At 62.0% G+C, this 21,077-nt stretch carries 23 protein-coding genes, 2 tRNA genes and 1 pseudogene; 9 read left to right on the top strand and 17 right to left on the bottom strand.

All coding sequences use genetic code 11. The annotated features are described in order from the left end of the window. Window positions 1–294: 294 nt before the first annotated feature. Window positions 295–966 carry a Bax inhibitor-1/YccA family protein gene (locus CAF92_RS04050; RefSeq protein WP_046614862.1) on the bottom strand — a complete coding sequence of 224 codons (672 nt, stop codon included), beginning with the start codon at window positions 964–966 and terminating at the stop codon, window positions 295–297. Window positions 967–1,099: 133 nt separating this feature from the next. Here CAF92_RS04050 and CAF92_RS04045 point away from each other — a divergent pair. Beyond that, a tRNA-Ser gene (locus CAF92_RS04045) sits at window positions 1,100–1,187 on the top strand. A 196-nt stretch (window positions 1,188–1,383) separates the two neighbouring features. Here CAF92_RS04045 and CAF92_RS04040 read toward each other — a convergent pair. After that, on the bottom strand, window positions 1,384–1,767 hold the full coding sequence (locus CAF92_RS04040; protein WP_085599351.1) for a hypothetical protein: 384 nt from the start codon (window positions 1,765–1,767) through the stop codon (window positions 1,384–1,386). Window positions 1,768–1,914: 147 nt separating this feature from the next. Between CAF92_RS04040 and CAF92_RS27330 the strand changes: the two genes are divergently transcribed. Further along, window positions 1,915–2,073, top strand: a complete 159-nt coding sequence (locus tag CAF92_RS27330) for a hypothetical protein (RefSeq protein WP_158090594.1) — start codon at window positions 1,915–1,917, stop codon at window positions 2,071–2,073. 105 nt (window positions 2,074–2,178) lie between these two features. Here CAF92_RS27330 and CAF92_RS04030 read toward each other — a convergent pair whose 3' ends face one another. Beyond that, complete coding sequence (locus tag CAF92_RS04030; RefSeq protein WP_085599347.1) at window positions 2,179–2,364, bottom strand: hypothetical protein; 186 nt, start codon at window positions 2,362–2,364, stop codon at window positions 2,179–2,181. A 294-nt stretch (window positions 2,365–2,658) separates the two neighbouring features. Beyond that, on the bottom strand, window positions 2,659–3,702 hold the full coding sequence (locus CAF92_RS04025) for an alpha/beta fold hydrolase (RefSeq protein WP_085599345.1): 1,044 nt from the start codon (window positions 3,700–3,702) through the stop codon (window positions 2,659–2,661). A 207-nt stretch (window positions 3,703–3,909) separates the two neighbouring features. On the opposite strand from CAF92_RS04025, the gene CAF92_RS04020 reads away from it, so the two are divergent. Then, window positions 3,910–4,263, top strand: coding sequence for an SH3 domain-containing protein (locus CAF92_RS04020; protein WP_085599344.1), 354 nt, complete (start codon window positions 3,910–3,912; stop codon window positions 4,261–4,263). Here CAF92_RS04020 and CAF92_RS04015 read toward each other — a convergent pair. Continuing rightward, window positions 4,248–4,826 (bottom strand): cysteine hydrolase family protein, encoded by a 579-nt coding sequence (locus CAF92_RS04015; protein WP_085599341.1) that lies wholly within the window; start codon window positions 4,824–4,826, stop codon window positions 4,248–4,250. The two genes, CAF92_RS04020 and CAF92_RS04015, sit on opposite strands and share 16 nt — an antisense overlap. A gap of 563 nt (window positions 4,827–5,389) precedes the next feature. Next, the gene (locus CAF92_RS04010) at window positions 5,390–6,295 is read right to left on the bottom strand and encodes a LysR family transcriptional regulator (RefSeq protein WP_085599339.1); all 906 of its coding nucleotides are present in this window, start codon (window positions 6,293–6,295) and stop codon (window positions 5,390–5,392) included. A gap of 98 nt (window positions 6,296–6,393) precedes the next feature. On the opposite strand from CAF92_RS04010, the gene CAF92_RS04005 reads away from it, so the two are divergent. Then, on the top strand, window positions 6,394–7,155 hold the full coding sequence (locus CAF92_RS04005) for a TSUP family transporter (protein ID WP_085599337.1): 762 nt from the start codon (window positions 6,394–6,396) through the stop codon (window positions 7,153–7,155). 1 nt (window position 7,156) lies between these two features. Here CAF92_RS04005 and CAF92_RS04000 read toward each other — a convergent pair whose 3' ends face one another. The 5 genes from CAF92_RS04000 to CAF92_RS03980 all read right to left on the bottom strand — a co-directional run bounded on the left by CAF92_RS04000 (window position 7,157) and on the right by CAF92_RS03980 (window position 11,746). Further along, the gene (locus CAF92_RS04000) at window positions 7,157–8,581 is read right to left on the bottom strand and encodes a GGDEF domain-containing protein (RefSeq protein ID WP_085599334.1); all 1,425 of its coding nucleotides are present in this window, start codon (window positions 8,579–8,581) and stop codon (window positions 7,157–7,159) included. Between the two features lie 139 nt (window positions 8,582–8,720). Next, the gene (locus CAF92_RS03995) at window positions 8,721–10,550 is read right to left on the bottom strand and encodes an SLC13 family permease (RefSeq protein WP_085599332.1); all 1,830 of its coding nucleotides are present in this window, start codon (window positions 10,548–10,550) and stop codon (window positions 8,721–8,723) included. 126 nt (window positions 10,551–10,676) lie between these two features. Further along, window positions 10,677–11,063 carry a glycine zipper domain-containing protein gene (locus CAF92_RS03990; protein WP_085599330.1) on the bottom strand — a complete coding sequence of 129 codons (387 nt, stop codon included), beginning with the start codon at window positions 11,061–11,063 and terminating at the stop codon, window positions 10,677–10,679. A 74-nt stretch (window positions 11,064–11,137) separates the two neighbouring features. Then, window positions 11,138–11,329 (bottom strand): hypothetical protein, encoded by a 192-nt coding sequence (locus tag CAF92_RS03985; protein WP_003257401.1) that lies wholly within the window; start codon window positions 11,327–11,329, stop codon window positions 11,138–11,140. Window positions 11,330–11,455: 126 nt separating this feature from the next. Then, window positions 11,456–11,746, bottom strand: coding sequence for an RcnB family protein (locus CAF92_RS03980; protein WP_046614874.1), 291 nt, complete (start codon window positions 11,744–11,746; stop codon window positions 11,456–11,458). A 114-nt stretch (window positions 11,747–11,860) separates the two neighbouring features. Between CAF92_RS03980 and CAF92_RS03975 the strand changes: the two genes are divergently transcribed. Then, window positions 11,861–12,211 (top strand): hypothetical protein, encoded by a 351-nt coding sequence (locus CAF92_RS03975; RefSeq protein WP_085599328.1) that lies wholly within the window; start codon window positions 11,861–11,863, stop codon window positions 12,209–12,211. Window positions 12,212–12,397: 186 nt separating this feature from the next. Further along, a complete protein-coding gene (locus CAF92_RS03970; RefSeq protein WP_046614876.1) occupies window positions 12,398–13,219 on the top strand; it encodes a bifunctional 2-polyprenyl-6-hydroxyphenol methylase/3-demethylubiquinol 3-O-methyltransferase UbiG in 822 nt (273 codons plus the stop codon). On the opposite strand, the gene CAF92_RS03965 is transcribed toward CAF92_RS03970, so the two are convergent. The 4 genes from CAF92_RS03965 to CAF92_RS03950 form a co-directional block, all read right to left on the bottom strand. Next, window positions 13,220–13,987 carry an SDR family oxidoreductase gene (locus CAF92_RS03965; protein WP_046614877.1) on the bottom strand — a complete coding sequence of 256 codons (768 nt, stop codon included), beginning with the start codon at window positions 13,985–13,987 and terminating at the stop codon, window positions 13,220–13,222. It abuts the gene before it with no gap. Window positions 13,988–14,023: 36 nt separating this feature from the next. Continuing rightward, the gene (locus CAF92_RS03960) at window positions 14,024–15,091 is read right to left on the bottom strand and encodes a phosphotransferase family protein (protein WP_046614878.1); all 1,068 of its coding nucleotides are present in this window, start codon (window positions 15,089–15,091) and stop codon (window positions 14,024–14,026) included. Between the two features lie 219 nt (window positions 15,092–15,310). Beyond that, a complete protein-coding gene (locus tag CAF92_RS03955; protein ID WP_046614879.1) occupies window positions 15,311–15,628 on the bottom strand; it encodes an SCP2 sterol-binding domain-containing protein in 318 nt (105 codons plus the stop codon). A 56-nt stretch (window positions 15,629–15,684) separates the two neighbouring features. Further along, complete coding sequence (locus CAF92_RS03950) at window positions 15,685–16,395, bottom strand: histidine phosphatase family protein (protein WP_046614880.1); 711 nt, start codon at window positions 16,393–16,395, stop codon at window positions 15,685–15,687. Window positions 16,396–16,592: 197 nt separating this feature from the next. On the opposite strand from CAF92_RS03950, the gene sohB reads away from it, so the two are divergent. Both sohB and CAF92_RS03940 read left to right on the top strand, forming a co-directional pair. Continuing rightward, on the top strand, window positions 16,593–17,612 hold the full coding sequence (gene sohB, locus CAF92_RS03945; RefSeq protein WP_023662815.1) for a protease SohB: 1,020 nt from the start codon (window positions 16,593–16,595) through the stop codon (window positions 17,610–17,612). Between the two features lie 154 nt (window positions 17,613–17,766). Next, window positions 17,767–17,840 (top strand) — tRNA-Cys (locus CAF92_RS03940). 103 nt (window positions 17,841–17,943) lie between these two features. On the opposite strand, the pseudogene CAF92_RS27590 reads toward CAF92_RS03940, so the two are convergent. Next, window positions 17,944–18,054, bottom strand: a pseudogene (locus tag CAF92_RS27590) (integrase); the annotation flags it as partial. 610 nt (window positions 18,055–18,664) lie between these two features. Here CAF92_RS27590 and CAF92_RS03930 point away from each other — a divergent pair. Continuing rightward, window positions 18,665–19,516, top strand: coding sequence for a LysR family transcriptional regulator (locus CAF92_RS03930; protein ID WP_085599324.1), 852 nt, complete (start codon window positions 18,665–18,667; stop codon window positions 19,514–19,516). A gap of 14 nt (window positions 19,517–19,530) precedes the next feature. Here CAF92_RS03930 and CAF92_RS03925 read toward each other — a convergent pair whose 3' ends face one another. Further along, window positions 19,531–20,985, bottom strand: a complete 1,455-nt coding sequence (locus tag CAF92_RS03925; RefSeq protein WP_085599322.1) for an MFS transporter — start codon at window positions 20,983–20,985, stop codon at window positions 19,531–19,533. Window positions 20,986–21,077: the final 92 nt, after the last annotated feature.

The following is a 21,077-nucleotide window of genomic DNA, read 5'->3' as shown; positions in this document are numbered from 1 at the left end:
TCGACGACCATTCGCCTTATTATCTGACTTTATGGTCAGTTACTGGTGCCGTATGCTTCAGCAGGCAGAGCATAGGCCCGAAACCTGCACTGACCCTGTGGGAGATTGCCCAGCCGTTTGGGCCGCGCTGTCGCACAGATAACTGAATTCGCAAGCGATCCTCGTACCCTGTGGGAGCAGCTTTAGCCGCGAAGAATCCACCGCGGTGCCTGGTACCGGCTGCGCCGGTGTTCGCGGCTAAAGCCGCTCCCACAAAAAAGCCCGCCGAAGCGGGCTTTCTCACGCAGCAATCAATCAGTCATCACGACCCATGATGCCAAACAGCTGCAGCAGGCTGACAAACAGGTTGTAGATCGACACATACAGGCTGATGGTCGCCATGATGTAGTTACGCTCGCCGCCATGAATGATCGCGCTGGTCTGGAACAGGATGCAGACCGACGAGAACAGTACGAAGCCAGCGCTGATCGCCAGTTGCAGGCCGCTGATCTGGAAGAAGAAGCTGGCCACGACAGCACCCAGCAGGACAAAGAAGCCCGCAGTGATGAAGCCGCTGAGGAAGCTCATGTCCTTGCGGGTAATCAGCACATAAGCCGACAGGCCGCCGAACACCAGGGCAGTCATGGCAAATGCCGAGCTGACCACCTCGGCGCCACCGGCCATGCCCAGGTAGCGGTTCAGGATAGGGCCGAGGATAAAGCCCATGAAGCCGGTGAGAGCGAAGGTGGATACCAGGCCCCAGACCGAATCACGCAGTTTGTTGGTAAGGAAGAACAGCCCGTAGAAGCCGATCAATACCACGAACACGTTCGGGTAGCCGACGCGCATCTGCTGGGCCACGAAGGCCATGACACCGCTGAAGGCGAGAGTGAGCGCCAGCAGGCTGTACGTGTTGCGCAGGACCTTGCTGATCTCCTGCTGCTCGACCTGCTGGCCGTGGTGTACGGCGTAATCCTGTTCGCGCATGGCGACACTCCTTGGTAAACCTGTGGTTTCAAACGTTCAGATGCTAGGAGTCTATCAGAGCTCCTGCAGCCCGCGACACAGAGAGTTTGACAGCTTGTTTCATTAAGGTATTATGGCGCCCGCAAAACGAGCTGGAAGCGTGGCCGAGTGGTTTAAGGCAACGGTCTTGAAAACCGTCGATGGGCAACTATCCTAGAGTTCGAATCTCTACGCTTCCGCCATATTCAAAGCCCTGATTATTCAGGGCTTTTTGCGTTTTTGGGGCATAGGAAACCATCGATGGGAATGGTTTGTTTCGGCGCTTCCGATACTTCCTGCTTGGTCGATTTCGCCAAGGCTCCAACTTACCTGGCTTCATCCCATTCTTACAGGCACGAAAAAGCCCGCCAAGGCGGGCTCCTCGCTTGCTACTGAGCGCTAGCCGCAGCCTCTCAAGCCAAATTGCATTACTGACAACTGCGCGGAAATCTGATCCGTAGGTTGGACCCAAACCTTGTCTCCCACCGTTTCCATACGGTAGTTAATGGCAATAACGCTGTCGTTCCTCCCGGTAATGTAAAGAACGGCGGATCCCTTCATGCCAAGCAGTCCGTCAGTATCAAGGGCGACCGAGTCGATTCTGGCCACGGACCTGCAAGTGGCATTCATCTGCCCAAGATTGGTGACGATTTGTGAGCCCAGCTGGCGGACCAGGTCCTCCCCAGTCTTTTCAAAGTCTGCGTGCCTCTTCCATTCGACAGCTGCATAGCCGGAACCCACGAGCAGAATGATAAAAACACCAAGCTTTTTGATACGTGACACGGGTGATCCCGATAGATGTAATGTGGCTACGAAATGCGGGGCAAATCAGACTAGATAGGCGTTCCACGCCAGCAGCATCCAGACCTGGAGGTTACGTCCAGGCGGATAAGCCGATCCTTGTGCCCGGTGTTCTACGAGATTTCGAAAATGCTCCACATCAGTGGCCTGCAGGCGTTTGATGCAGGCGTGGTCATCCTAGTAGAAGAGGTAGATCCCGTCACCTATAAAAGCGCGGACGTTGATGTTCACGATCCGTGGCGCAGCGCGCAGGTGGGTAATATTCTGCAGAGATTGCGTAAAGCTTGAACTCTGCACTGTACCTGTGGGAGCGGCATCCAGCCGCGAACACCGGCGCGGCCGGAGCCATACACTGCTTTGCATTTTTCGCGGGCATGCCCGCTCCCGCAGGTTTTATTGCAGGGTCACTGGCTTCATGTCATCCGGTAATTGACGAATAGCTGCCTCTATCCGCTCGATCGGTGCTGCGAGTTCGTCCGCTTCCGTGTCCTTGCCCTCCCTTCTCAGGCGATCGCGCTCAATGCGCAGGTTAAGCAAATTCTTCTGCAGCTTCAGGGCCGAGGTATTGAACGGATCCATGCTTTTCTCATGCTGTAGGCTTCCGTGCCGTTGTAGGAAAACTGGACCGTAGCAGCTCGAATTTGCTGGAGAAACTGATGTTTCATACAGGCAAAGCTCACTGCTTCGATTCTTCCTACATTGCGAGGTAAAAAGATCCTACAGGTCGCATTTCAAATCGTGTATTTCAAATCCGCCTCAACACTACGTGGTAACTGGCCGCAATCGGTTTTCGACTATGCAGGCCCTCGACGCGGCTCAACCCAGGGCCTGCCGTTCTTTTCGAAACCTTATGTAGCAATTGCCGCCGGCAAGCTACAGGTGGTCCGCATCCACCACCGCCTGGGTGAACGCCTGCGGCGCTTCCTGCGGCAGGTTGTGGCCGATACCGCCGCTGATCAGCCGGTACTCGTACTTGCCGGTAAAGCGCTGCGCATAGGCTTCGGCCGGCGGATGCGGGGCGCCGTTGGCGTCGCCTTCCAGGGTGATGGTCGGTACTCCGATACTGGGGAAGTTGGCCAGTTTGGCTTCGAGCGGGTCGTAGCGCGTTTCGCCCTGGGCCAGCCCCAGCCGCCAACGGTAGTTGTGCACGGTGATCGCCACCTGGTCGGGATTGTCCAGGGCCTTGGCGCTGCGCTCGAAGGTGGCGTCGTCGAAGGACCACTTGGGCGAGGCGGTTTGCCAGATCAGTTTGGCGAAGGCATGGCGGTTCTTTTCATAACCGGCCTGGCCGCGCGCGGTGGCGAAGTAGTACTGGTACCACCACTGCAACTCGGCACCAGGGGGCAGGGGGGCCTTGGCGGCTTCCTGGCTGCTGATCAGGTAGCCGCTGACGGATACCAGCGCCTTTACCCGCTCTGGCCATAGCGCCGAGACAATGTCGGCGGTGCGTGCGCCCCAGTCGAAGCCGGCAAGCACGGCACGCTGGACATGCAGCGCGTCCATGAAGGCGATCACGTCGCTGGCCAACGCCGAGGGCTGGGCATTGCGTGGGGTTGCGGCAGACAGGAAGCGGGTCTGCCCGTAACCACGTACATAGGGCACCAGCACCCGGTAGCCTTTTGCCGCCAGGGCGGGTGCAACTTGTTCGAAGCTGTGAATGTCATACGGCCAGCCATGCAGCAGGATCACCACCGGGCCATCGGCCGGGCCTTGCTCTACGTAGGCCACATCGAGCACGCCAGCGTTGACGTGTTTCAGCGGGCCAAAAGCATCCGCCGTTGTGGCGGCTGGCTGGGGCTGCTGTGGTGCAGCCGTGGCCATGTTTGCCGCCATCAGGCCAAGCGGCAGCAGGGCACAGGCGAGCAGCGTACGGCTGAAGCGGTGTGGCAGGGCGGTGGTCGAGTGGCGGACAGGCATCGGGCATCTCCTTGGCGAAACCATCGGGGCAGATTGATGGGTACCAGTAAAGGTGACGGCTGTATCGCAGATGTGTCCGTTGCACCTGCATGAAACGTTCTTGTGTATCACATCTCACTTTACATACATGAAGATACAAATGCCGTACGGCAGAGAGTTTTGCTGCTTCTGCTACGATCGCCAGCTTTCCCGGCCATGGAGAGGCCCATGCATTACGTCGTGATTGAACCTCATCGCAGTGAATACCCGCGGCCCATCCGCTTCGCCAAGGGCACCTTGCTGGACATTGGCCCGCGTTACGAGGGCGAGGCAGGGTGGCAGAACTGGTACCTCTGTACCTGCACCGGCCAGGAACCCGGCTGGGTTCCAGCCCAATTGATCGAGCGGCTCAGCGTCTGCCAGGGCAGGGCGCTGGACCACTATTCGGCGCATGAGCTGGATGTCGACCCGGGGCAGTTGGTGCAGATGGTGCGCCAGCTCAATGGCTGGGTCTGGTGTCGGCGCCATGGCGATGACGAGCTTGGCTGGTTGCCAGAGCAAAAGCTTCAGCGGCTGACCTGAAGTGCCCCATCGATCAGCACCTGCTCCGTGCACAGGATGCGCGCGTAATCCATAGCCAGGTTGCTCAACGACAACGCATGTACATCCTCCGCGGGCCAAAGCCGTCCTTGCAGGTCGTGCTGGTCAAAGGTAAAGCAGGCATCTTCAACCACCACCACATCGAAACCGAGATTGCCCGCCGAGCGTGCGCTGGCTTCCACGGAGTTGTTGGTAATCACCCCGGCGATGACCAGTGCTTTGATGCTGCGCGCGTGCAGCCATCGCTCCAGGCCGGAGTTGGCGAAGGCATCGGGTACATGTTTGTCGAACACTGTCTCGTTGGCCAGCGGGGTAAATGCGGGCTGGAATTCGCAGCCGGACTGGCCCGGCCAGAACACTGAGTCCACCGACCGGGAGAGGTGGCGCACATGGACCACCGGGCGTCCTGACTGACGCCATGCCGCCAGCAGTTCGCCCATGCGCAGTTCTGCCTCGGGGTTGTTGCGCCGGCCCAGGCGCGGGTGATGGATGCCAACCTGAAGGTCGATCAGCAACAGCGCTGCGTTGGTGGTTAAAGCGGTCACGACGAGATAGCACTCCTTGGCAGGTTCGAGCGATTGCCTTTGGCACAGCGTAGCGTGGATAACCGTAAAAAAAAATTGCAGCAACGCCCTGCCAGTCCATGCCACTGGGCGGTGCCGTGGCCGGGTTGGTGGGGATCGCAGCGCGCCAGTCTTCACATCTGATCCGCTTTTTTTCCACAAACCTGAATCTGTAACGGTATCAGCGCTGGCCCGACAATAAGCCCATTCCCGTATCACACTTGTAGAGGTTCCAATGGGCAAGCTCGCGCTATTCCTGGGTGGTTTTCTGCTGCTGACCATTCTGATCGGTATTCTTGGCACCATTCCGCCAAGCTGACGTTCACCACCCACATCCCTCGCGGCCTGCCAGTCCTCCGGGCGGGCCCTTTCCTCTTTCTTGTTGGCCGATTCACCCTACCCGTTTGTACGATAAGTCGTTCTTTGCACTAGGAAAACTGTCCACAAAAAACGTGGGTAGGTCTGTGGATAAAGTGCTGCAAGCCAAGCCTGTGGCGGGCTCTGTTAAATTGAGCAGAATTTGAACAGTGATTTCAGAGGGTGTTTCAGCAGGCCAGGCCGGCGCGGCGCAGGGCCGTCAGCAGGTCGCGTACCCGTGCCGGCAGTTCGCCGGCTGGGTACACAGCGTGCATTTGCGGGTTCTGGCCGTTGCTTGAGGTCAGGCGGTACTGCGGGCATACCCGCACCAGTCGCCCGGCCTTGACTTGTGCTTCGCCGACCCAGGCGGCCAGGCGGGCGATGCCGGCGCCGGCCAGGGTGCTGTGATACACCGCGTTGCCAGAGTCCAGGCGCAGCCTGGGCCTGGGGCGCAGGCTGGTAATCTGGCCGTCGCGGCAGAAGTGCCAGGCCTTGAGGATGCGCGGGGCAGTGTGCAGGATCAGCGCGTGGCCTTCGAGGTCCTGCGGGTGTTGTGGTGTGCTGGCCAGGGCCAGGTATTCAGGGCTCGCATACAGGTGGCGCCGGTAATCCCACAGCGGGTAGCCGATCAGTTCGCTCGACTGTGGGAATGCACCGCGCACCACGAAATCGAATTTGCCTTGCAACGGGTCCAAGGCCCCGTCGCTGTACTGCACATCCAGGGTTACCTGGGGGTGGCAGCGGGAAAACTCGGCAAGTACCTGCGGCAGAACATGTTCACCCAGTACCTGCGGCACGGCGAAGCGGATCCAGCCTTGTGCGCTGCCACTGAGCGCGGCCAGTTCGTCGGCGGCATCACGTTGCACATCCAGCAAGCGTTCAGCGTGTGGCAGCAGGCGCTCGCCGGCTTCGGTCAGGGTCACGGCATTGGCGTTGCGGTTGAGCAGTTTGTTCCCGGCGTTGTCTTCCAGGGTTTGTACCGCGCGGGTTACCGCGCTGGGGGAGCGCCCCAGGGCGCGGGCGGCGGCGACAAAGCTGCGCTTGTGCGCCACGCTGACGAACGCCTGAATTTCCCGCAACATGTCCAAAGCCATTGCCTGCTCCTTATTGCAGTTTTCGCAATACGGCATTTCAACACAAGCGCGGCGCTTTGATTAGCCTTGCAGGCGTCTTCACTGCCTGGAACCGCGTCATGATGGATATCGCTGTGCTTTCCGTGTTCGCCTTCACCGCGGGGTTGATCGACGCCGCCGTGGGTGGCGGTGGTTTGATCCAGATCCCCGCCTTGTTCAACGTACTGCCCACCGCGCAACCTGCGGCATTGCTCGGTAGCAACAAGCTGGCGTCGGTGTGTGGCACGGCCTTCGCTGCGCGTTCGTTCATCCGCAGGGTGACGCTGGACTGGGGGTTGATCGTGCCGGCGGCGCTCAGTGCCTTCATCATGTCGTTCGCCGGTGCCGCCACAGTGTCGCTGGTGCCGCCCAGCGTGATGCGCCCGGCGGTGCTGGTGCTGATCGTGCTGATGGCCATCTACACATTTTGCAAGAAGGACTTCGGCACACTGCACAAACCCGCAAGTATCGGCCGCAAGGAGCAGTGCCTGGCGCTACTGATCGGTGGCGCGATCGGCTTTTACGATGGCCTGTTCGGCCCGGGCACTGGCAGCTTCCTGATCTTCCTGTTCATCCGCTTCTTTGCGTTGGATTTCCTGCACGCCTCGGCGTCGGCAAAGGTGGTGAACATCGCCACAAACCTGGCGGCACTGGTGTTCTTCGTGCCATCAGGCAACGTGCTGTACGCCATCGCCTTGCCCATGGCGCTGTGCAACATCCTCGGTGCGCTGACTGGTACCTGGCTGGCAGTGCGCAAGGGCGCGGGCTTTGTGCGCGGGCTGTTCCTGGTGCTGTTGTGCGTGCTGATCGCCAAGTTGACGTGGGACTTGCTGGCCGCCTAGATCACATCACCTGGCGTTGCAGTTCAGCCTGCTCGACACGGTTGCGGCCATGGGCCTTTGCCCGGTACAGCGCCTGGTCGGCGCGCGCCAGCAGTTCGTCGAGGGTGGGGGCCGGCATGTCGGCGGCGCAGCCGGCCAGGCCGATGCTGACAGTAATCCGCAGGTGCTGCTCGGCTTGCATCACATGCAGGTCCTGCACGGCGCGACGCAGGCGTTCGGCAGTGAACCTGGCCCGGTCTGGCGCCATGCCCGGGAGTACAACGACAAATTCCTCGCCGCCCAGGCGGGCGATCAGTTCGCCATCGTGTAGCTGGTCCTGCAGGGTGCCGGCGAACTGGCGCAGCACCTGATCACCGACCGCATGGCCGTGGGCATCATTGATCGACTTGAAGTGGTCGATATCCAGCATCATCAGGGTCAGCGGCAGCGCCTGGGCGTGTTGCTGGCGGCTTTCCAGCAGCGTGTTTGCGCGGCGAGTGAAAGCACTGCGGGTGAGCACGCCGGTGAGGTGGTCGATGGTGGCCTGATGCGCCAGGCGGGCCATGAGGCTGCGGTTGGCCTGGCTGACGCAGGCCACCACCAGCGGCCCGAGCACCAGCATGGCGATGCCCAGGCGCGCCGACAGCAGCGTGGTCACCCCGGGCTCGCTTTGCGGAACGCTGAAATGCATGAGGTTTTGCGCCACCGCCACGATCAGCGTGCTGCCGGCGGTGAGTGTCAGCAGCGAGACCAGGAACGGCGAGTACGTCCAGGCACACCACAGCAGCGCGGCAATCGGGAAGGCAATGGCCCCGGGGCCACCGAAGGCAATGCTGAACGCCAGCGAGGCCAGCAGCACCAACAACGGCGCCAGGCGGATGGCCTGGGCACCACCGCGTACCAGGGCGCGTGCCGAGGGAGCCGTCAGCAGCACTGGCAGCACCAGCACGCTGGTGGAAAATTGTTCACTGAACCAGGCCAGCCAGGTGGCGCGCAGGGACTGTTCGAACCACGGCGTGGCCATTACCGCCGCCATGCTGGCCGCCACTATCGCCGCGGCGGCACAGGCGCCGAACACGCTCAGCACGCCGTGGGGGGTACGCATGCGCCGGTGCAAGCGCGGCAAACGCGAGAGCAGTAGCCAGAGGGTGACCACCACGCCCAGGTTGCACAGGTTGAACCACAGGGCCGGTAACCAGGCGCTGCCACACAACAAGTCGGCGCCGACCATGGCCAGCCAGACCAGGGTAAAGCCTGTCGGCGTGGCTTGCCGGGGGTAGCGCAGCAGCACGCCGGCCAGTACCGCATTGACCGGCCAGAACAGCGACAGAGATTCGATCGGGCGGGCCAGGATGCCGCCCAGCGTCAGGGCGAAGGTCAGGCCAAGTAGAACGACGTAGTGCAACAAGCGCGAATGGGCTGGAAAAACCATGGGCTCGACCGGCAAAGCGGAAACGAAATCCAGGACAACGGCTTGAAGCACCTGGGGCGACTGCGCATAAGTGTGTTTCGTCAGGGGACTTGATGTCAATCTGCCGCGATCGGTCGAGATAATGCCAAATTGCCTTCATTCGAGACGGGTCACCTCACAGCCCGAAGAACCACGGCACCATCAACACGGTCACCAGCATCACCAGTACGGTGAACGGTACGCCAACTTTGACGAAATCGGCGAAGCGGTATTGCCCTGGGCCCAATACCAGGGTGTTCACCGGCGATGACACCGGGGTCATGAACGCCGCCGAGGCGGCCAGCGCTACGGTCATGGCAAACGGGTAGGGTGACATGCCCAGCTGCGTGGCGGTGCTGACGGCCACAGGTGCCATCAATACTGCAGTGGCCGTGTTGGAGATGAACAGGCCGATCACCGCCGTGACTGCAAACAGGCAGGCAAGGATGGCGCTGGGGCCGGCACCGCCCAGCACGCTGACCAGGCCGCCCACTGCCAGGTCGATGCCACCGGTCTTCTGCAGTGCCTGTGCAAAAGGCAGCATACCGACGATCAGCACCAGGCTTTGCCAGTGGATGGCCCGGTAGGCGCTGTTCATGTCGATGCAGCGGCCTGCGCCCATCAGCAGGCAGCCGATCAGCGCGGCAATCACATTGGGTACCGCGCCGCTGACCATCAGCCCGACCATCACCGCCAGGCTCAGCAACGCCTGTGGTGCGCGGGTGCGGGCCGGCGCGACCAAGTCTATTTCCGCGGGCAGGCTCAGGACCAGGAAGTCCTTGGGCTTGCTTTGCAACTGGCGCACGGCTTTCCACGGGCCAACTACCAGCAGGGTGTCGCCCAGGCGCAGCTTTTCCTCTACCAGCTGTTCTTCGATCGCCACCTGCTCGCGGCGCAAGCCGACCACGTTGAGGTCGAAGCGAGTGCGGAAGGCCAGGTCGAGGATACTCTTGCCGAGCAGTTTCGAACCTGGTGGCAGCATGACCTCGGCCATGCCCAGCTCCTGGGACTGGTCGATGAAGTAGGCGGCCTTGAAGTGCAGCGGCTCCAGTTGCATGGTCTGGCACAGGCTGCGCAGGTCGTCGCGGTTGGCGAACAGGTCGAGCAGCAGTACATCGCCCTGGTGCAGCACGGTGCTGGAGTCGGCGGCGATCACCCTCGTGGTGAACTTGTGCTGGCGCTCGATGCCGATCACGTTGGCGCCATGTCGGGTGCGCAGCTCCAGCTCACCCAGGGTATGACCGATCAGCGGCGAGTGGGGACGGATGCGCAGGCGCCGTTCACGGCCGTTGAGCTTGTAGTCCAGCACCAGGTCCAACAGGGTGCGGCGGCTTTCCACACGGCCGTCCTTGCGCACTTCGCCATTCAGCCAGTGTCGGGTCAACAGCATGTAGCCGATGCCCAGCACCAGCACCACCAGGCCGAACGGGGTGAAACTGAAGAAGCTGAAGCCCACTTCGCCATGGCGCACCAGCTCGCTGTGCACCACCACGTTGGGCGGTGTGGCCACCAGGCTGAGCATGCCGCTGATCAGGCCGGCGAAAGCCAGCGGCATCATCAGGCGGGCGGGCGAAAGCTGCAGGCGTGCGGCGATGCTCAGCACCACCGGAATGAAAATGGCCACCACGCCGGTGGAGCTCATCATTGACCCCAGCCCCGCCACGGCCACCATCAGCAGCACCAGCAGGCGCGCCTCGCTGTTGCCGGCCCGCTCGCTCATCCATTCGCCGATACGGTAGGCAATGCCGGTGCGCACCAGGCCTTCACCGATCACGAACAGGGCGGCGATCAATACCACATTGGGATCACTGAAACCGGCCAGCGCCTGCTCCACGGTGAGGATGCCCGATAGCGGCAGGGCGAGGATCACCAGCAGCGCGACCACGTCCATGCGTGGACGGTTGATGACGAACAGGGTGATGACGATGGCCAGCAGGCCGAGGACCCAGAGCAGCTCTTGGTTCATGGGGAGGGGGTGTTCCTTCACACGGGGGCACGATAGACAGTAGCAGCCAGTGTGCCGGATTGTGCTGAAGGAGGTGTTGATGTGCTGCAAGAAAAGGGGCTGCACAGCAGCCCCGGAGTCACCCGATCAGTGACGGTGGCGGTGACGGTGCTTGCCATTGTTGTCGCCCAGGTGGTTGCCGATGGCACCACCGGCTGCGCCACCCAGGCCGGCACCCACGGTGGAGCCGGTCCTGCCGCCTACCGCGCCGCCCAGCAGCGAACCGCCGACCGAACCCAGGCCACCGCCGATGGCTGCTTCGGTACGGTTGCCCTTGCGTGCACCTACCGCACTGCCGGCTGCGCCGCCGAGGCCGGCGCCGATGGCCGCCCCCGTCTTGCCGCCGATCTGTTGACCGACAACGTTACCCAGAACACCACCCAGGCCACCGCCAATGGCGGCGGTACCGTCACCGGCGAAAGCGCCCTGGCACAGCAGCAGGCCGAGGGCAAGGGAAGGCAGAGTCAGACGCATGATACGAACCTCAAAGGAATCATCAGGTTAAGGTGCCGCGCAACGGGCGGCTGGCCAGGGTTGAAAAAGACGCTTCAGCGGTAATAGCGGTCACCACGATAGCGACGATAGTCATCATCATCGTCGTCACGGTCATGCCGATGGTGGTGGCGATGGTCACGATCACGGTCACGCCAGCCATCGTCGTCGTCATGATAGCGATGGCTATGGCACCCTGCGGTCAGCAGGACAACGGCAATCAGCGAAAGGCTTGCAAGACGGGTCATCACGATATAGGTCCTTGATCCGCAAAGGTTTACGGCACACCTTCTGAGACTGGAAAGGATCCATTTGGTTTCGCTGGCAGGCAAAAATTTGTCGTGCCAGCGATGAGCGGCGGGCAGAGTTTGGAATCAGTGGGTTGGCTGAATCGCCAGAACCACGCCGTTGGTGATCTGCACCAGCACGTAGCGCCCCCCCATGTTTACCCAGTGGCTTTCCTTTTCCGGTGCGGGCAGGCCCTTGGCTTTCCAGTCCTTGATTGCCTGGTCATCCCGTTTGTATTGGTCCGGTGCCTTGTCGCCGACCTTGAGTTCGCGGTTGTGGGTTTCTGGCGCGGTGATGCTTTCTTCGCTGGAGGGAGCTGCGGTAGCAGCGAGAGGCAGGCAGGTAAGGGCGGCGAACAGCAGGTAGTGCAATTTCATGACGATCTCCTTGTGACGGAATGCCTTATCTGCGACAGCCTCCTGCGCGCGACAATTCACTCTCGATGCTTGCCAGTGCTAGAGTCGCCTTCTTTTTTACCCTGAGGATGGAACATGCGTGCGATTCTGCCGATGGCCGTGGCGCTGATGCTGGTCGGTTGTGCTTCTGCGACCATGGAAACGGCCCGCGGCGGCAAGCCGACCGCGCAGCTCGACTCGCACAAGGCGCCGGAACTGGTGGCCCAGTGCATCCAGTTCAGCTGGCAGGAAGAGAAGGTGTTCGGAGACGACGCCAGTGGTTATCTGGAACCACGCAAGCAGGGGGGCTTCACGGTGTATACCCGTGAGGCGGAGGCATTCGTGGATGTGTACCCGCAGGCGGGTGGGGCGCGGGTGGATTACTACGCGCAGAAGAACGACGGTGTGGCGCTGCAGCGCCGGGCGGCAGCGGCGACCTGCCTGTAACGTCAAAACACATTCCCCTGTGGGAGCGGGTTCACCCGCGAATGCGTCGGTACATTCAACACCGCATTCGCGGGTAAACCCGCTCCCACAGTGACCGCGCCAGCTTTACAATTTTTAGCAATGCAGTCCTGTCGCAGGGAGATTGGTGGGGGCTAGCATGAGCCCCCACCAATCAATGAAGACACCATGGACCGCTCATTGCAACTCAACCGCGCCAGCTGGGATGAACGTGCCCCGCTGCACGCTGCTTCCAACGACTATGAAGTCGAACGGCTCGTCCAGCATCCCGAGCGCCTTTCCGAAACCGTACGCTTCGACCTGCCATTGCTCGGCAATATCGACGGCCTCAACGTCGTCCACCTGCAGTGCCATATCGGCACCGATACCCTCTCGCTGGCGCGCCTTGGCGCCAAGGTCTGTGGCCTGGACTATTCCGCGGCTTCGCTGGCCGAGGCGCGTGCGTTGGCCCAGCGCTGTGCGGCACCCATCGCGTATGTCGAGTCCGATGTCTACGCCGCCGACAAGGTGCTGCCGGCTGACACGTTCGACCTGGTCTACACCGGCATTGGCGCGCTCTGCTGGCTGCCTCGCATCGAGCCGTGGGCGCGTACGGTCGCAGCCCTGCTGAAGCCCGGCGGGCGGTTGTTCCTGCGCGACGGGCACCCGATGCTGATGGCGGTCAACGAAGACCACCAGGACCGCCTGCAACTCGAATACCCGTATTTCGAGCACGAAGAACCGACGGTGTGGCACAACGACCAGACCTACGTCGAAACCGAGCAGCGCCTTTCCCACACCGAAACCCATGAGTGGAACCACGGCCTGGGCGAGGTGATCAGCGCCTTGCTGGCCCACGGCCTGCAACTGACCGCCCTGGTCGAGCACCAGAGCATCCCCTGGGAGGCGCTGCCGGGGCAGATGGTCAAGGGCGATGACGGTGAATATCGCCTGCGCGAGCAGCCCGCACGCCTGCCCCTGAGCTACACCCTGGTGGCAGTAAAAGTCTGATCAGGACAGGTAGCCACCGTCGACATTGAGCGCGGTACCGGTGGTGTAGCTGGAAGCATCGCTGGCCAGGTACAACACGGCACCGGCCATTTCCTTGGGGTCGGCCACGCGCTTGAGCGGGATATGCTGCAGCGCGGCATTGAGAATGGCGTCGTTCTTCACCAGTGCCGAAGCGAACTTGGTGTCGGTCAGGCCCGGCAGCAGGGCGTTGCAGCGAATACCGAACGGCGCGCACTCCTTGGCGAAGACCTTGGTCATGTTGATGACCGCCGCCTTGGTCACCGAATAGATGCCCTGGAACAGGCCGGGCGAAACCCCGTTGATCGACGCCACGTTGATGATGCTGCCGCCACCTTGTTCGCGCATCAGCTTGCCGGCCTCGACTGACATGAAGAAGTAGCCACGGATGTTCACGTCCACGGTCTTCTGGAAAGCACCCGGGTCGGTATCCAGCACGTTGCAGAACTGTGGGTTGGTAGCTGCATTGTTGACCAGGATGTCGAGCCGCCCGAACTGTTCGCGGATGCCGGCAAACACATGCTGGATCTGCTCCAGTTCACCAATGTGGCAAGCCACTGCCGTTGCCTTGCCGCCGGCGGCGATGATGGCTTCGGCCACCTGCTGGCAACCGTCGAGCTTGCGGCTGGACACGATCACGTGGGCGCCTTGCTGGGCCAACAGGTGGGCGATGGCTTCGCCGATGCCACGGCTGGCGCCGGAAACGAAGGCAATCTTGCCGTCGAGGTCGAACAGGTGGGTCTTGGACATGTTTTTTTCCTTGTTATCCGTCGTCGAGGTCGGGGCTCAGAGGCTGGACTTGGCAATGACCTGCAAGGTCATCTGTTCCAGCAAGCGGTTCATGTGGATGAACTGGGCGAAGCGCTTGTCCTGGGTCTGGCCGTGGTAATAGCGGTAGTAGATCTGCTGGACGATGCCGGCCAGGCGGAACAGGCCATAGCAATAGTAGTAATCGAAGTTGTCCAGGCGGATGCCGGCGCGCTCGGCGTAGTAATCGACGAACTGGCGGCGGGTGAGCATGCCCGGCGCGTTGCTCGGCTGGCGACGCATCAGCTGCACCGGCGCCGGGTCGTCGGCCTCGATCCAGTAGGCCAGGCTGTTGCCCAGGTCCATCAGCGGGTCGCCGAGGGTGGCCATTTCCCAGTCCAGCACACCGATGATGCGCATGGGGTTGCCAGCATCGAGGATCACGTTGTCGAAACGGTAGTCGTTGTGCACGATGCCGGGCCGCGGGTGGTCGGCGGGCATTTTCTCGTGTAGCCAGGCGGTCACCTGTTCCCAGCGCGGTGCGTCGGGGGTCAGGGCCTTTTCATAGCGGCTGGTCCAGCCCTCGATCTGGCGCTGCACATAGCCTTCCGGTTTGCCCAGGTCGGCCAGGCCGCAGGCGTTGTAGTCCACCTGGTGCAGTTCCACCAGCCGGTCGATGAAGCTCTTGCACAGGGCTTCGGTGCGGTTGGCGTCAAGGTCCAGTTCGGCTGGGATGTCGGAGCGCAGGATGATGCCCTTGACCCGCTCCATCACATAGAACTCGCCGCCGATAAGGCTGCTGTCGGTGCAATGCACATAGGCCTTGGGGCAGTAGGGGAAGCCGCTGTTCAGTTGGTTCAGGATGCGAAACTCGCGGCCCATGTCATGGGCCGACTTGGCCTTCTGCCCGAACGGCGGACGGCGCAGCACGAAGTCGCGGCCTGGGTAGCTGACCAGGTAGGTGAGGTTGGAGGCGCCGCCAGGGAACTGGCTGATGCTCGGCAGGCCATCCAGGCCGGGGATATTGGCCTTGAGGTAAGGGTCGATGACAGCCGCGTCGAGTTCTTCGCCGGGGCGTACCTGGGTGGACTGGTCGGTGAGCGTCATGCGTTTTCCTTATTCTCGATCGCAAGGACTATTGGCTAATCTAATGGTCGGCCGGTGATGGGACAAGCGTGCCAGATGGCATATAGGTGAGGGTGTTGCTGCCTGATCAACTGCCTTGATAAGGCGACTGGCTTGCCGGCATAGGGCCCGAACAGGCGGGCAAAAAAAAACCGAAGCCGGTCAGGCTTCGGTTTTTCGATCATCCGCTATTTCCAGCCCTCAGGACGGGAACAGCTCGCTGAGCTTCATCGACAGCATCATGTCACCTTCGACGCGCAGCTTGCCGCCCATGAATGCCTGCATGCCATCGGTTTCGCCGCTGACGATACCCTTCAGGGTTTCGCTGTCCATCACCAGAGTGCAGTTGGCATCCGGGTTTTCGCCTTCCTGCAGGTCGCAGGTGCCATCCTTCACGATCAGTGCGTAGTGCTTGCCTTCGTCGGTGATGTTGAAGCCGAACACCAGGTCCAGGCCGGCGGCAGCGGATGGGTTGAACTTCTCTTGCATCTTTTTAACGGCATCAGCTACGGAGGTCATGGCGCATTCCTTATAGAGTGATTTACACGTCCCCGCAGGGACACAACAAGCCGGGCTCATCGATAGGTGACAAGCTCCGGCGCCCTCAACAGCTGCACATGGGCCTGGCTGTTGAAGGAGGCCAGTGCCACGTCGCGGCCGCGGAACTTCAGCTGGCTGAGCGACGTGTTGATGATCTGCCAGTTCAGCGCGAACGCCTGGCCGGGGGTAATACGGGTAACCAGGTGGAGCAGGGCGGCAATGGTGCCGCCCGAGGTGAAGATGGCGATATTGTCGCCGCTACCGGCGGCATCCAGTACGCGCTGCAGGCCGCCTTGCACCCGAGCGGTGAACGCCTGCCAGGTCTCCAGGCCATCGTCGGCATGTTCGCCATCGTGCCAGCGCTGCACCATCAGTGCGAAAAGGCGCTGGAACTCGCTGCGGTGCTGTGCGCCATTGCGCAGGATGTGCAGGGCGTCGGGTTCCTGCGGCAGCAGCCCTGGTAACAGCGCACGGATCACCCCATCGGCATCGAACTCATTGAATGCTGTATCGGTCTCAACAGCCGGCACCGGGCAGCCATTGGCGCGCAACGCTTCCAGGGCCAGGCGCGCGGTATCCTGCTGTCGGCGCAGATCGCCTGCCACGCAGCGGTCCAGCCGCAAACCGAGCTGGGCCAGGTGCTCACCCAGGGCCTGGCTCTGGCGCACGCCCACGGGCGAGAGGACATCGTAGTCATCGGCGCCGAAGGAGGCTTGGCCATGTCGGATCAGGTAGAGATTGCCCACGAAAGGTTCCGGCCTGTTGGAGGTTGCTGCGAGGTTAGGATGCGGCACACGGGCTGTCAACGAAAAAACATACAAGCGTTTGAAAAGGTTGTTTGAAAGGTGCTGCCAGCGTTTGCCACGGCTGGCAGCACCTCAGGCGCAACGGTATGCTTGCTACAGTTACGCGCCGTAGTGGCGCATGTCTTTAAGGAGTCAATGTGGAGTTTCTTGCTGAATACGCAAGCTTTCTCGCCAAAACCGCCACCCTGGTCATCGCCATCCTGATAGTGCTGTCGGCTATCGCCGGGCTGCGCGGCAAGGGGCGGCGCAAATCGGGTGGGCAATTGCAGGTCACTCGCCTGAACGAGTTCTACAAGGACCTGCGCGAGCGCCTGGAATCCGGCCTGCTCGACAAGGCCCAGCTCAAGGCCTTGCGCAAGCAGCAGGCCAAGGCGGAAAAGCGGCAGAAGAAGGGCAAGGCCGAGGAAAAGGGCCGGGTCTTCGTGCTGGACTTCGATGGCGACATCAAAGCTTCTGCCACCGAAAGCCTGCGCAACGAAATCACCGCGCTGCTGACCCTCGCCACCCCGCGTGACGAAGTTGTGCTGCGCCTGGAAAGCGGTGGCGGCCTGGTGCACAGCTACGGCCTGGCCGCATCGCAGCTGGCGCGCATTCGTCAGGCCGGCATCCCGTTGACCGTGTGCATCGACAAGGTGGCCGCCAGCGGCGGCTACATGATGGCCTGCATCGGCGAGAAGATCGTCAGCGCACCGTTCGCAGTACTGGGTTCCATCGGCGTGGTGGCGCAACTGCCCAACGTGAACCGCCTGCTGAAGAAGCACGACATCGATTTCGAAGTGCTGACCGCCGGTGAATACAAGCGCACCCTGACCGTGTTCGGCGAGAACACCGAGAAGGGCCGGGAGAAGTTCCAGGAAGACCTGGACATCACCCACCAGCTGTTCAAGGACTTCGTTGCCCGCTATCGCCCGCAGCTGCATATCGACGAAGTGGCCACCGGCGAAGTCTGGCTGGGCGTTGCGGCACTCAACCGCAAGCTGGTGGACGAGCTGCAGACCAGCGACGAGTACCTCAGCGAACGCGCGCGCAACGCCAACCTGTTCCATTTGCACTACGCCGAACGCAAGAGCTTGCAGGAGCGAATCGGCATGGCTGCCAGTGGCACCGTGGAGAACACAGTGGTGGGCTTGTGGAGTAAACTCGGCCGCCTGCGCTAACACCTTGAACCCGTTGAAATTTTTTTTCGTTCAGGGGGTTGCAAGGTTAAAGGAATGAAGACATAATGGCGCCCATCGAAACGCAGCAAACTTTGAAAAAGGTTCAGCGTTTCAAGGAGATAGCGAAGCGCAAGCTGCTAGATCCGACCTTTGAGGCCGAGTAGCAAAGTGGTTATGCTCCGGATTGCAAATCCGTCTACGCCGGTTCGATTCCGACCTCGGCCTCCACCATTCGAAAGCCCCGCAGATTAACGTCTGCGGGGTTTTTCTTTGTGGGTAAAAAAATCCAAGTGTTTCGAAATAGAAGGCATGGAGTTCCGAAACTTAAACCTTTCGAGCGCTTGGCGATAGCGCCGACGCGGCGGTAAAGGCGCTCGGTGATTCCCTCTTTCGAGTGTCCCAGCAACACGCTCGCATCGCTCAGATCGTGAGTTTCAGCGGAGCGTTAGTTGCCGGTCGTGAATGGCTGATTTCGACACTGAGCGAACATCTGTAACCGGGGCCGCTTCGCGGCCATCGCCGGCAAGCGCGGCTCCCACAGGTACAGCGCATGCCTGAAGGCTGGTGATGTTCCTGTGGGAGCTGGCTTGCCGGCGATGAGGCCTGCACTGACAACAGATCTCTGGATCAGTGTTCGCTCCGGGTCGAAAGCTGCCGTACGTGACAGGCCGCTATCGACCCAAAGCGGCCATTGCGCAAGTACTGCTATTGCTCATTTTTCAAGGCCGGCGCAAACCCTGTGGGAGCGGGTTTACCCGCGAAGCAGGCAACGCGGAGGATGGCACGGGCTTCGCCCGTGTTCGCGGGTAAACCCGCTCCCACAAAGATCACCTCAGATACGAATGTCCGCTATGGGTCGATAGCGGCCTGTCGCGTACGGCAGCTTTCGACCTAAAGCGGATAACTGTCCAATCCTCTGTGGTCAGTACCGGCCTCATCGCCGGCAACCGCGGCTGCCACCGGTACCGCACAGGAATGGCAGCCGCTCAGGGGATTGCAGCCACGCCGTCATTGTTGCACCCTCATCACTCATTCTGGCACGGGAGGGCAGCATGGACTGGAGTGACATGCGGATCTTCCTGGCGATTGCTCGCAGTGGCTCGTTGGGAGGGGCCGCCAGGGCGCTGGAGGTCAGTCACCCGACGGTCGGGCGACGCTTGCAGGTGCTCGAACAGGCCAGTGGGCAAGCGTTTTTCCTGCGCACTGCCCAAGGGCTGGTGCTCACCGACAATGGCGAGCGGATTCTCGACCTGGCCCTCGCCATGGAGCACAGTGCCCTGGCCATCGAACGTCGCCTGGCGGGGCATGGCGATCAGCCGGAGGGGCTGTTGCGCATCTCCTCGGCCGACTGGTTCGCCTGCCATGTGCTGTCGCCGGTGCTGGCCGAACTGGTACGGCGGTATCCGTTGATCGTGCCCGAAGTCATCGCCGGGCATCGGCTGTTCGACCTTGCCCGCCGCGATGCCGACATCGCTTTTCGCATCGTGCCCTTCACCGAACCCGACATCGTCCAGCGCAAGCTGACGACCTTGCCGTACGGGCTCTACACCGCGTTGCATGCTCCGGCGCCACAACCGGGCGGCGAGGGGCTGGGGTTGATCCTGATGAACGTTGCCCAGGCCCATTACCCGGATGTGCACTGGCTACAGCAGCGCTACCCGCTGGCCCGCACCGTGTTCACGAGCAGCAGCCGGACGGTCCAGGCGCAGATGTGCGCGCAAGGGCTTGGGGTCGCCGTGTTGCCACGCGTGCTCGGCGACGCGGTGCCGGGCCTGCGGCTGCTGGATGAGCACCAGCCACCCCCGGGGCGGGACATCTGGATGGGCTATCACCGCGACATGCGCCAGCTGGACCGACTGCGCGCCCTGGCCGACCTTGCCTCCAGCATGATTGGCACGGGGTAGCAGGTTGCCGACGCTCAGCTCGGGCGCATCGCCGCTGCCTCCGCCAGTGGTGCCGGCTGCCGCGCCAACGTCAGGCTCAGCGCAACTCCCACGGCCAGGCAGGCGGCCATGCACAGCACGGCGATCATGAAGGCGTGGGTGATGCGGGCGGCCGTTGCCTGCTCACCAAGCAGGCTGTAGAAAACGCCGCCGATGAGGGCTACGCTCAGCGAGGTGCTGATCTGCAAGGTCGCGCTGGTGATGCCTGCGATCATTCCGGCATATGCCGGTGCGACCCGGCCCGTGACCAGGCGCATCAAGGTCGGCAAGGCCAGCCCTTGTCCCAGCCCGATCAGGAACAGAGTGGCCGTCACGGACGTGAAGGGCGGGGCAAGGCCAGGCGCAGTCACCGACATCAGCCAACCCAGCCATAGCAACCCGATCACCTCCAGCCCCATGCCTACGGGGTTCAGGTAACCGCCGAGGACGCGCCTGAGCAGGGGAACCGAGAGCGGGCCGATCAGGAAGCCGGCGCCGAACGGCAGGAAGACCAGGCCGGCATGCAGTGCGGTCATATGCAGTGCGCCTTGCAGGTAGATCGAAAACAGCAGGAAGAACACGCCAATGGCGTAGAAGCACAGCGCTACCAATAACGCCCGGCCCAGCCCGTGGGCTTGCAGCGCGGCCGGGGCCAGCAAAGGGGTTCCGCCGGTGCGGTGCAGGCGCGCCTCGTAGCGCCAGAACAACGCCCCCAGTACAGGCACTGCGGCGAGCGACAGTACCGCCCACCAAGGCCATCCCGCTTCGCGGCCCTCGATCAACGGCACGATCAGGGCGCCGAGGGCCAGCATCGACAACGCCGTGCCCACCAGGTCCAGCTTGCTCGCCTGCAGCGCACGGGTGTCCTTGAGCACGGGGATACCGAATGCAATCACTAGCAATGCAATCGGCAGGTTGACCAGGAATATCGCGCGCCAGCCCATGCCGAACAGGTCGAGCGCAATCAGCACGCCGCCCAGCGCCTGGCCGAGCACAGACGCCAGGCCAAACACGGCCCCGTACAGGCTCAGGGCCAATGACCTTTCCGCTGCCGGGAAAATCGCCTGCACCGAGGCGAGTGCCTGCGGCGCCATCACGGCGGCGCTTACGCCCTGCAAGGCGCGCCCGAGCACCAGTACCCATGGTGCAGCCGCCACGCCGCACAGCAGCGAAGCAGCGGCAAAGCCCAGCAGGCCCATGAAGAACATCCGCCCGCGACCGTACAGGTCGCCGAGTCGTCCGCCGGTGATCAGCGTCACGGCATAGAGCGTCGCGTAGGATGCGATCACCAGCTGCTCGGCAGAGGCACCTGTGCCCAGGTCGGCCTGTATCGAGGGCAGCGCGACGTTGACGATGAAGAAATCCAGCGGAGGCAGAAACGCACCGACCAGCAAGATGGCGAACATCAACCAGCGCCGGGGTTCGCTGGCTTCGTTTTCGATTCGAGACATGACAGGCATCCTGTGTGGCAACTCAGGTTCGATACGCGTGCAGGCCAGGTTTCCTGGAGGGTTGTCGCCCCGCTCGTGCCTGGCCGATGGGC

The organism is Pseudomonas sp. B10(2017) (assembly GCF_002113295.1).
GTDB classification, from domain to species: Bacteria; Pseudomonadota; Gammaproteobacteria; order Pseudomonadales; family Pseudomonadaceae; genus Aquipseudomonas; species Aquipseudomonas pudica.
This window is presented reverse-complemented; position numbering and strand designations above follow the sequence as displayed.

What these genes read in the sequence shown, in the direction of transcription:
- CAF92_RS03965 (WP_046614877.1), bottom strand. Translation starts at nt 13,987, where the DNA reads ATGTCCAAGACCCACCTGTTCGACCTCGACGGCAAGATTGCCTTCGTT.
- CAF92_RS03990 (WP_085599330.1), bottom strand. Translation starts at nt 11,063, where the DNA reads ATGCGTCTGACTCTGCCTTCCCTTGCCCTCGGCCTGCTGCTGTGCCAG.
- CAF92_RS04005 (WP_085599337.1), top strand. Translation starts at nt 6,394, where the DNA reads ATGATGGATATCGCTGTGCTTTCCGTGTTCGCCTTCACCGCGGGGTTG.
- CAF92_RS03955 (WP_046614879.1), bottom strand. Translation starts at nt 15,628, where the DNA reads ATGACCTCCGTAGCTGATGCCGTTAAAAAGATGCAAGAGAAGTTCAAC.
- CAF92_RS04050 (WP_046614862.1), bottom strand. Translation starts at nt 966, where the DNA reads ATGCGCGAACAGGATTACGCCGTACACCACGGCCAGCAGGTCGAGCAG.
- CAF92_RS03975 (WP_085599328.1), top strand. Translation starts at nt 11,861, where the DNA reads ATGCGTGCGATTCTGCCGATGGCCGTGGCGCTGATGCTGGTCGGTTGT.
- CAF92_RS03970 (WP_046614876.1), top strand. Translation starts at nt 12,398, where the DNA reads ATGGACCGCTCATTGCAACTCAACCGCGCCAGCTGGGATGAACGTGCC.
- CAF92_RS04010 (WP_085599339.1), bottom strand. Translation starts at nt 6,295, where the DNA reads ATGGCTTTGGACATGTTGCGGGAAATTCAGGCGTTCGTCAGCGTGGCG.
- CAF92_RS03980 (WP_046614874.1), bottom strand. Translation starts at nt 11,746, where the DNA reads ATGAAATTGCACTACCTGCTGTTCGCCGCCCTTACCTGCCTGCCTCTC.
- CAF92_RS03985 (WP_003257401.1), bottom strand. Translation starts at nt 11,329, where the DNA reads ATGACCCGTCTTGCAAGCCTTTCGCTGATTGCCGTTGTCCTGCTGACC.
- CAF92_RS04020 (WP_085599344.1), top strand. Translation starts at nt 3,910, where the DNA reads ATGCATTACGTCGTGATTGAACCTCATCGCAGTGAATACCCGCGGCCC.
- CAF92_RS03995 (WP_085599332.1), bottom strand. Translation starts at nt 10,550, where the DNA reads ATGAACCAAGAGCTGCTCTGGGTCCTCGGCCTGCTGGCCATCGTCATC.
- CAF92_RS03960 (WP_046614878.1), bottom strand. Translation starts at nt 15,091, where the DNA reads ATGACGCTCACCGACCAGTCCACCCAGGTACGCCCCGGCGAAGAACTC.
- CAF92_RS04030 (WP_085599347.1), bottom strand. Translation starts at nt 2,364, where the DNA reads ATGGATCCGTTCAATACCTCGGCCCTGAAGCTGCAGAAGAATTTGCTT.
- CAF92_RS03930 (WP_085599324.1), top strand. Translation starts at nt 18,665, where the DNA reads ATGGACTGGAGTGACATGCGGATCTTCCTGGCGATTGCTCGCAGTGGC.
- CAF92_RS03925 (WP_085599322.1), bottom strand. Translation starts at nt 20,985, where the DNA reads ATGTCTCGAATCGAAAACGAAGCCAGCGAACCCCGGCGCTGGTTGATG.
- CAF92_RS04025 (WP_085599345.1), bottom strand. Translation starts at nt 3,702, where the DNA reads ATGCCTGTCCGCCACTCGACCACCGCCCTGCCACACCGCTTCAGCCGT.
- CAF92_RS27330 (WP_158090594.1), top strand. Translation starts at nt 1,915, where the DNA reads ATGCTCCACATCAGTGGCCTGCAGGCGTTTGATGCAGGCGTGGTCATC.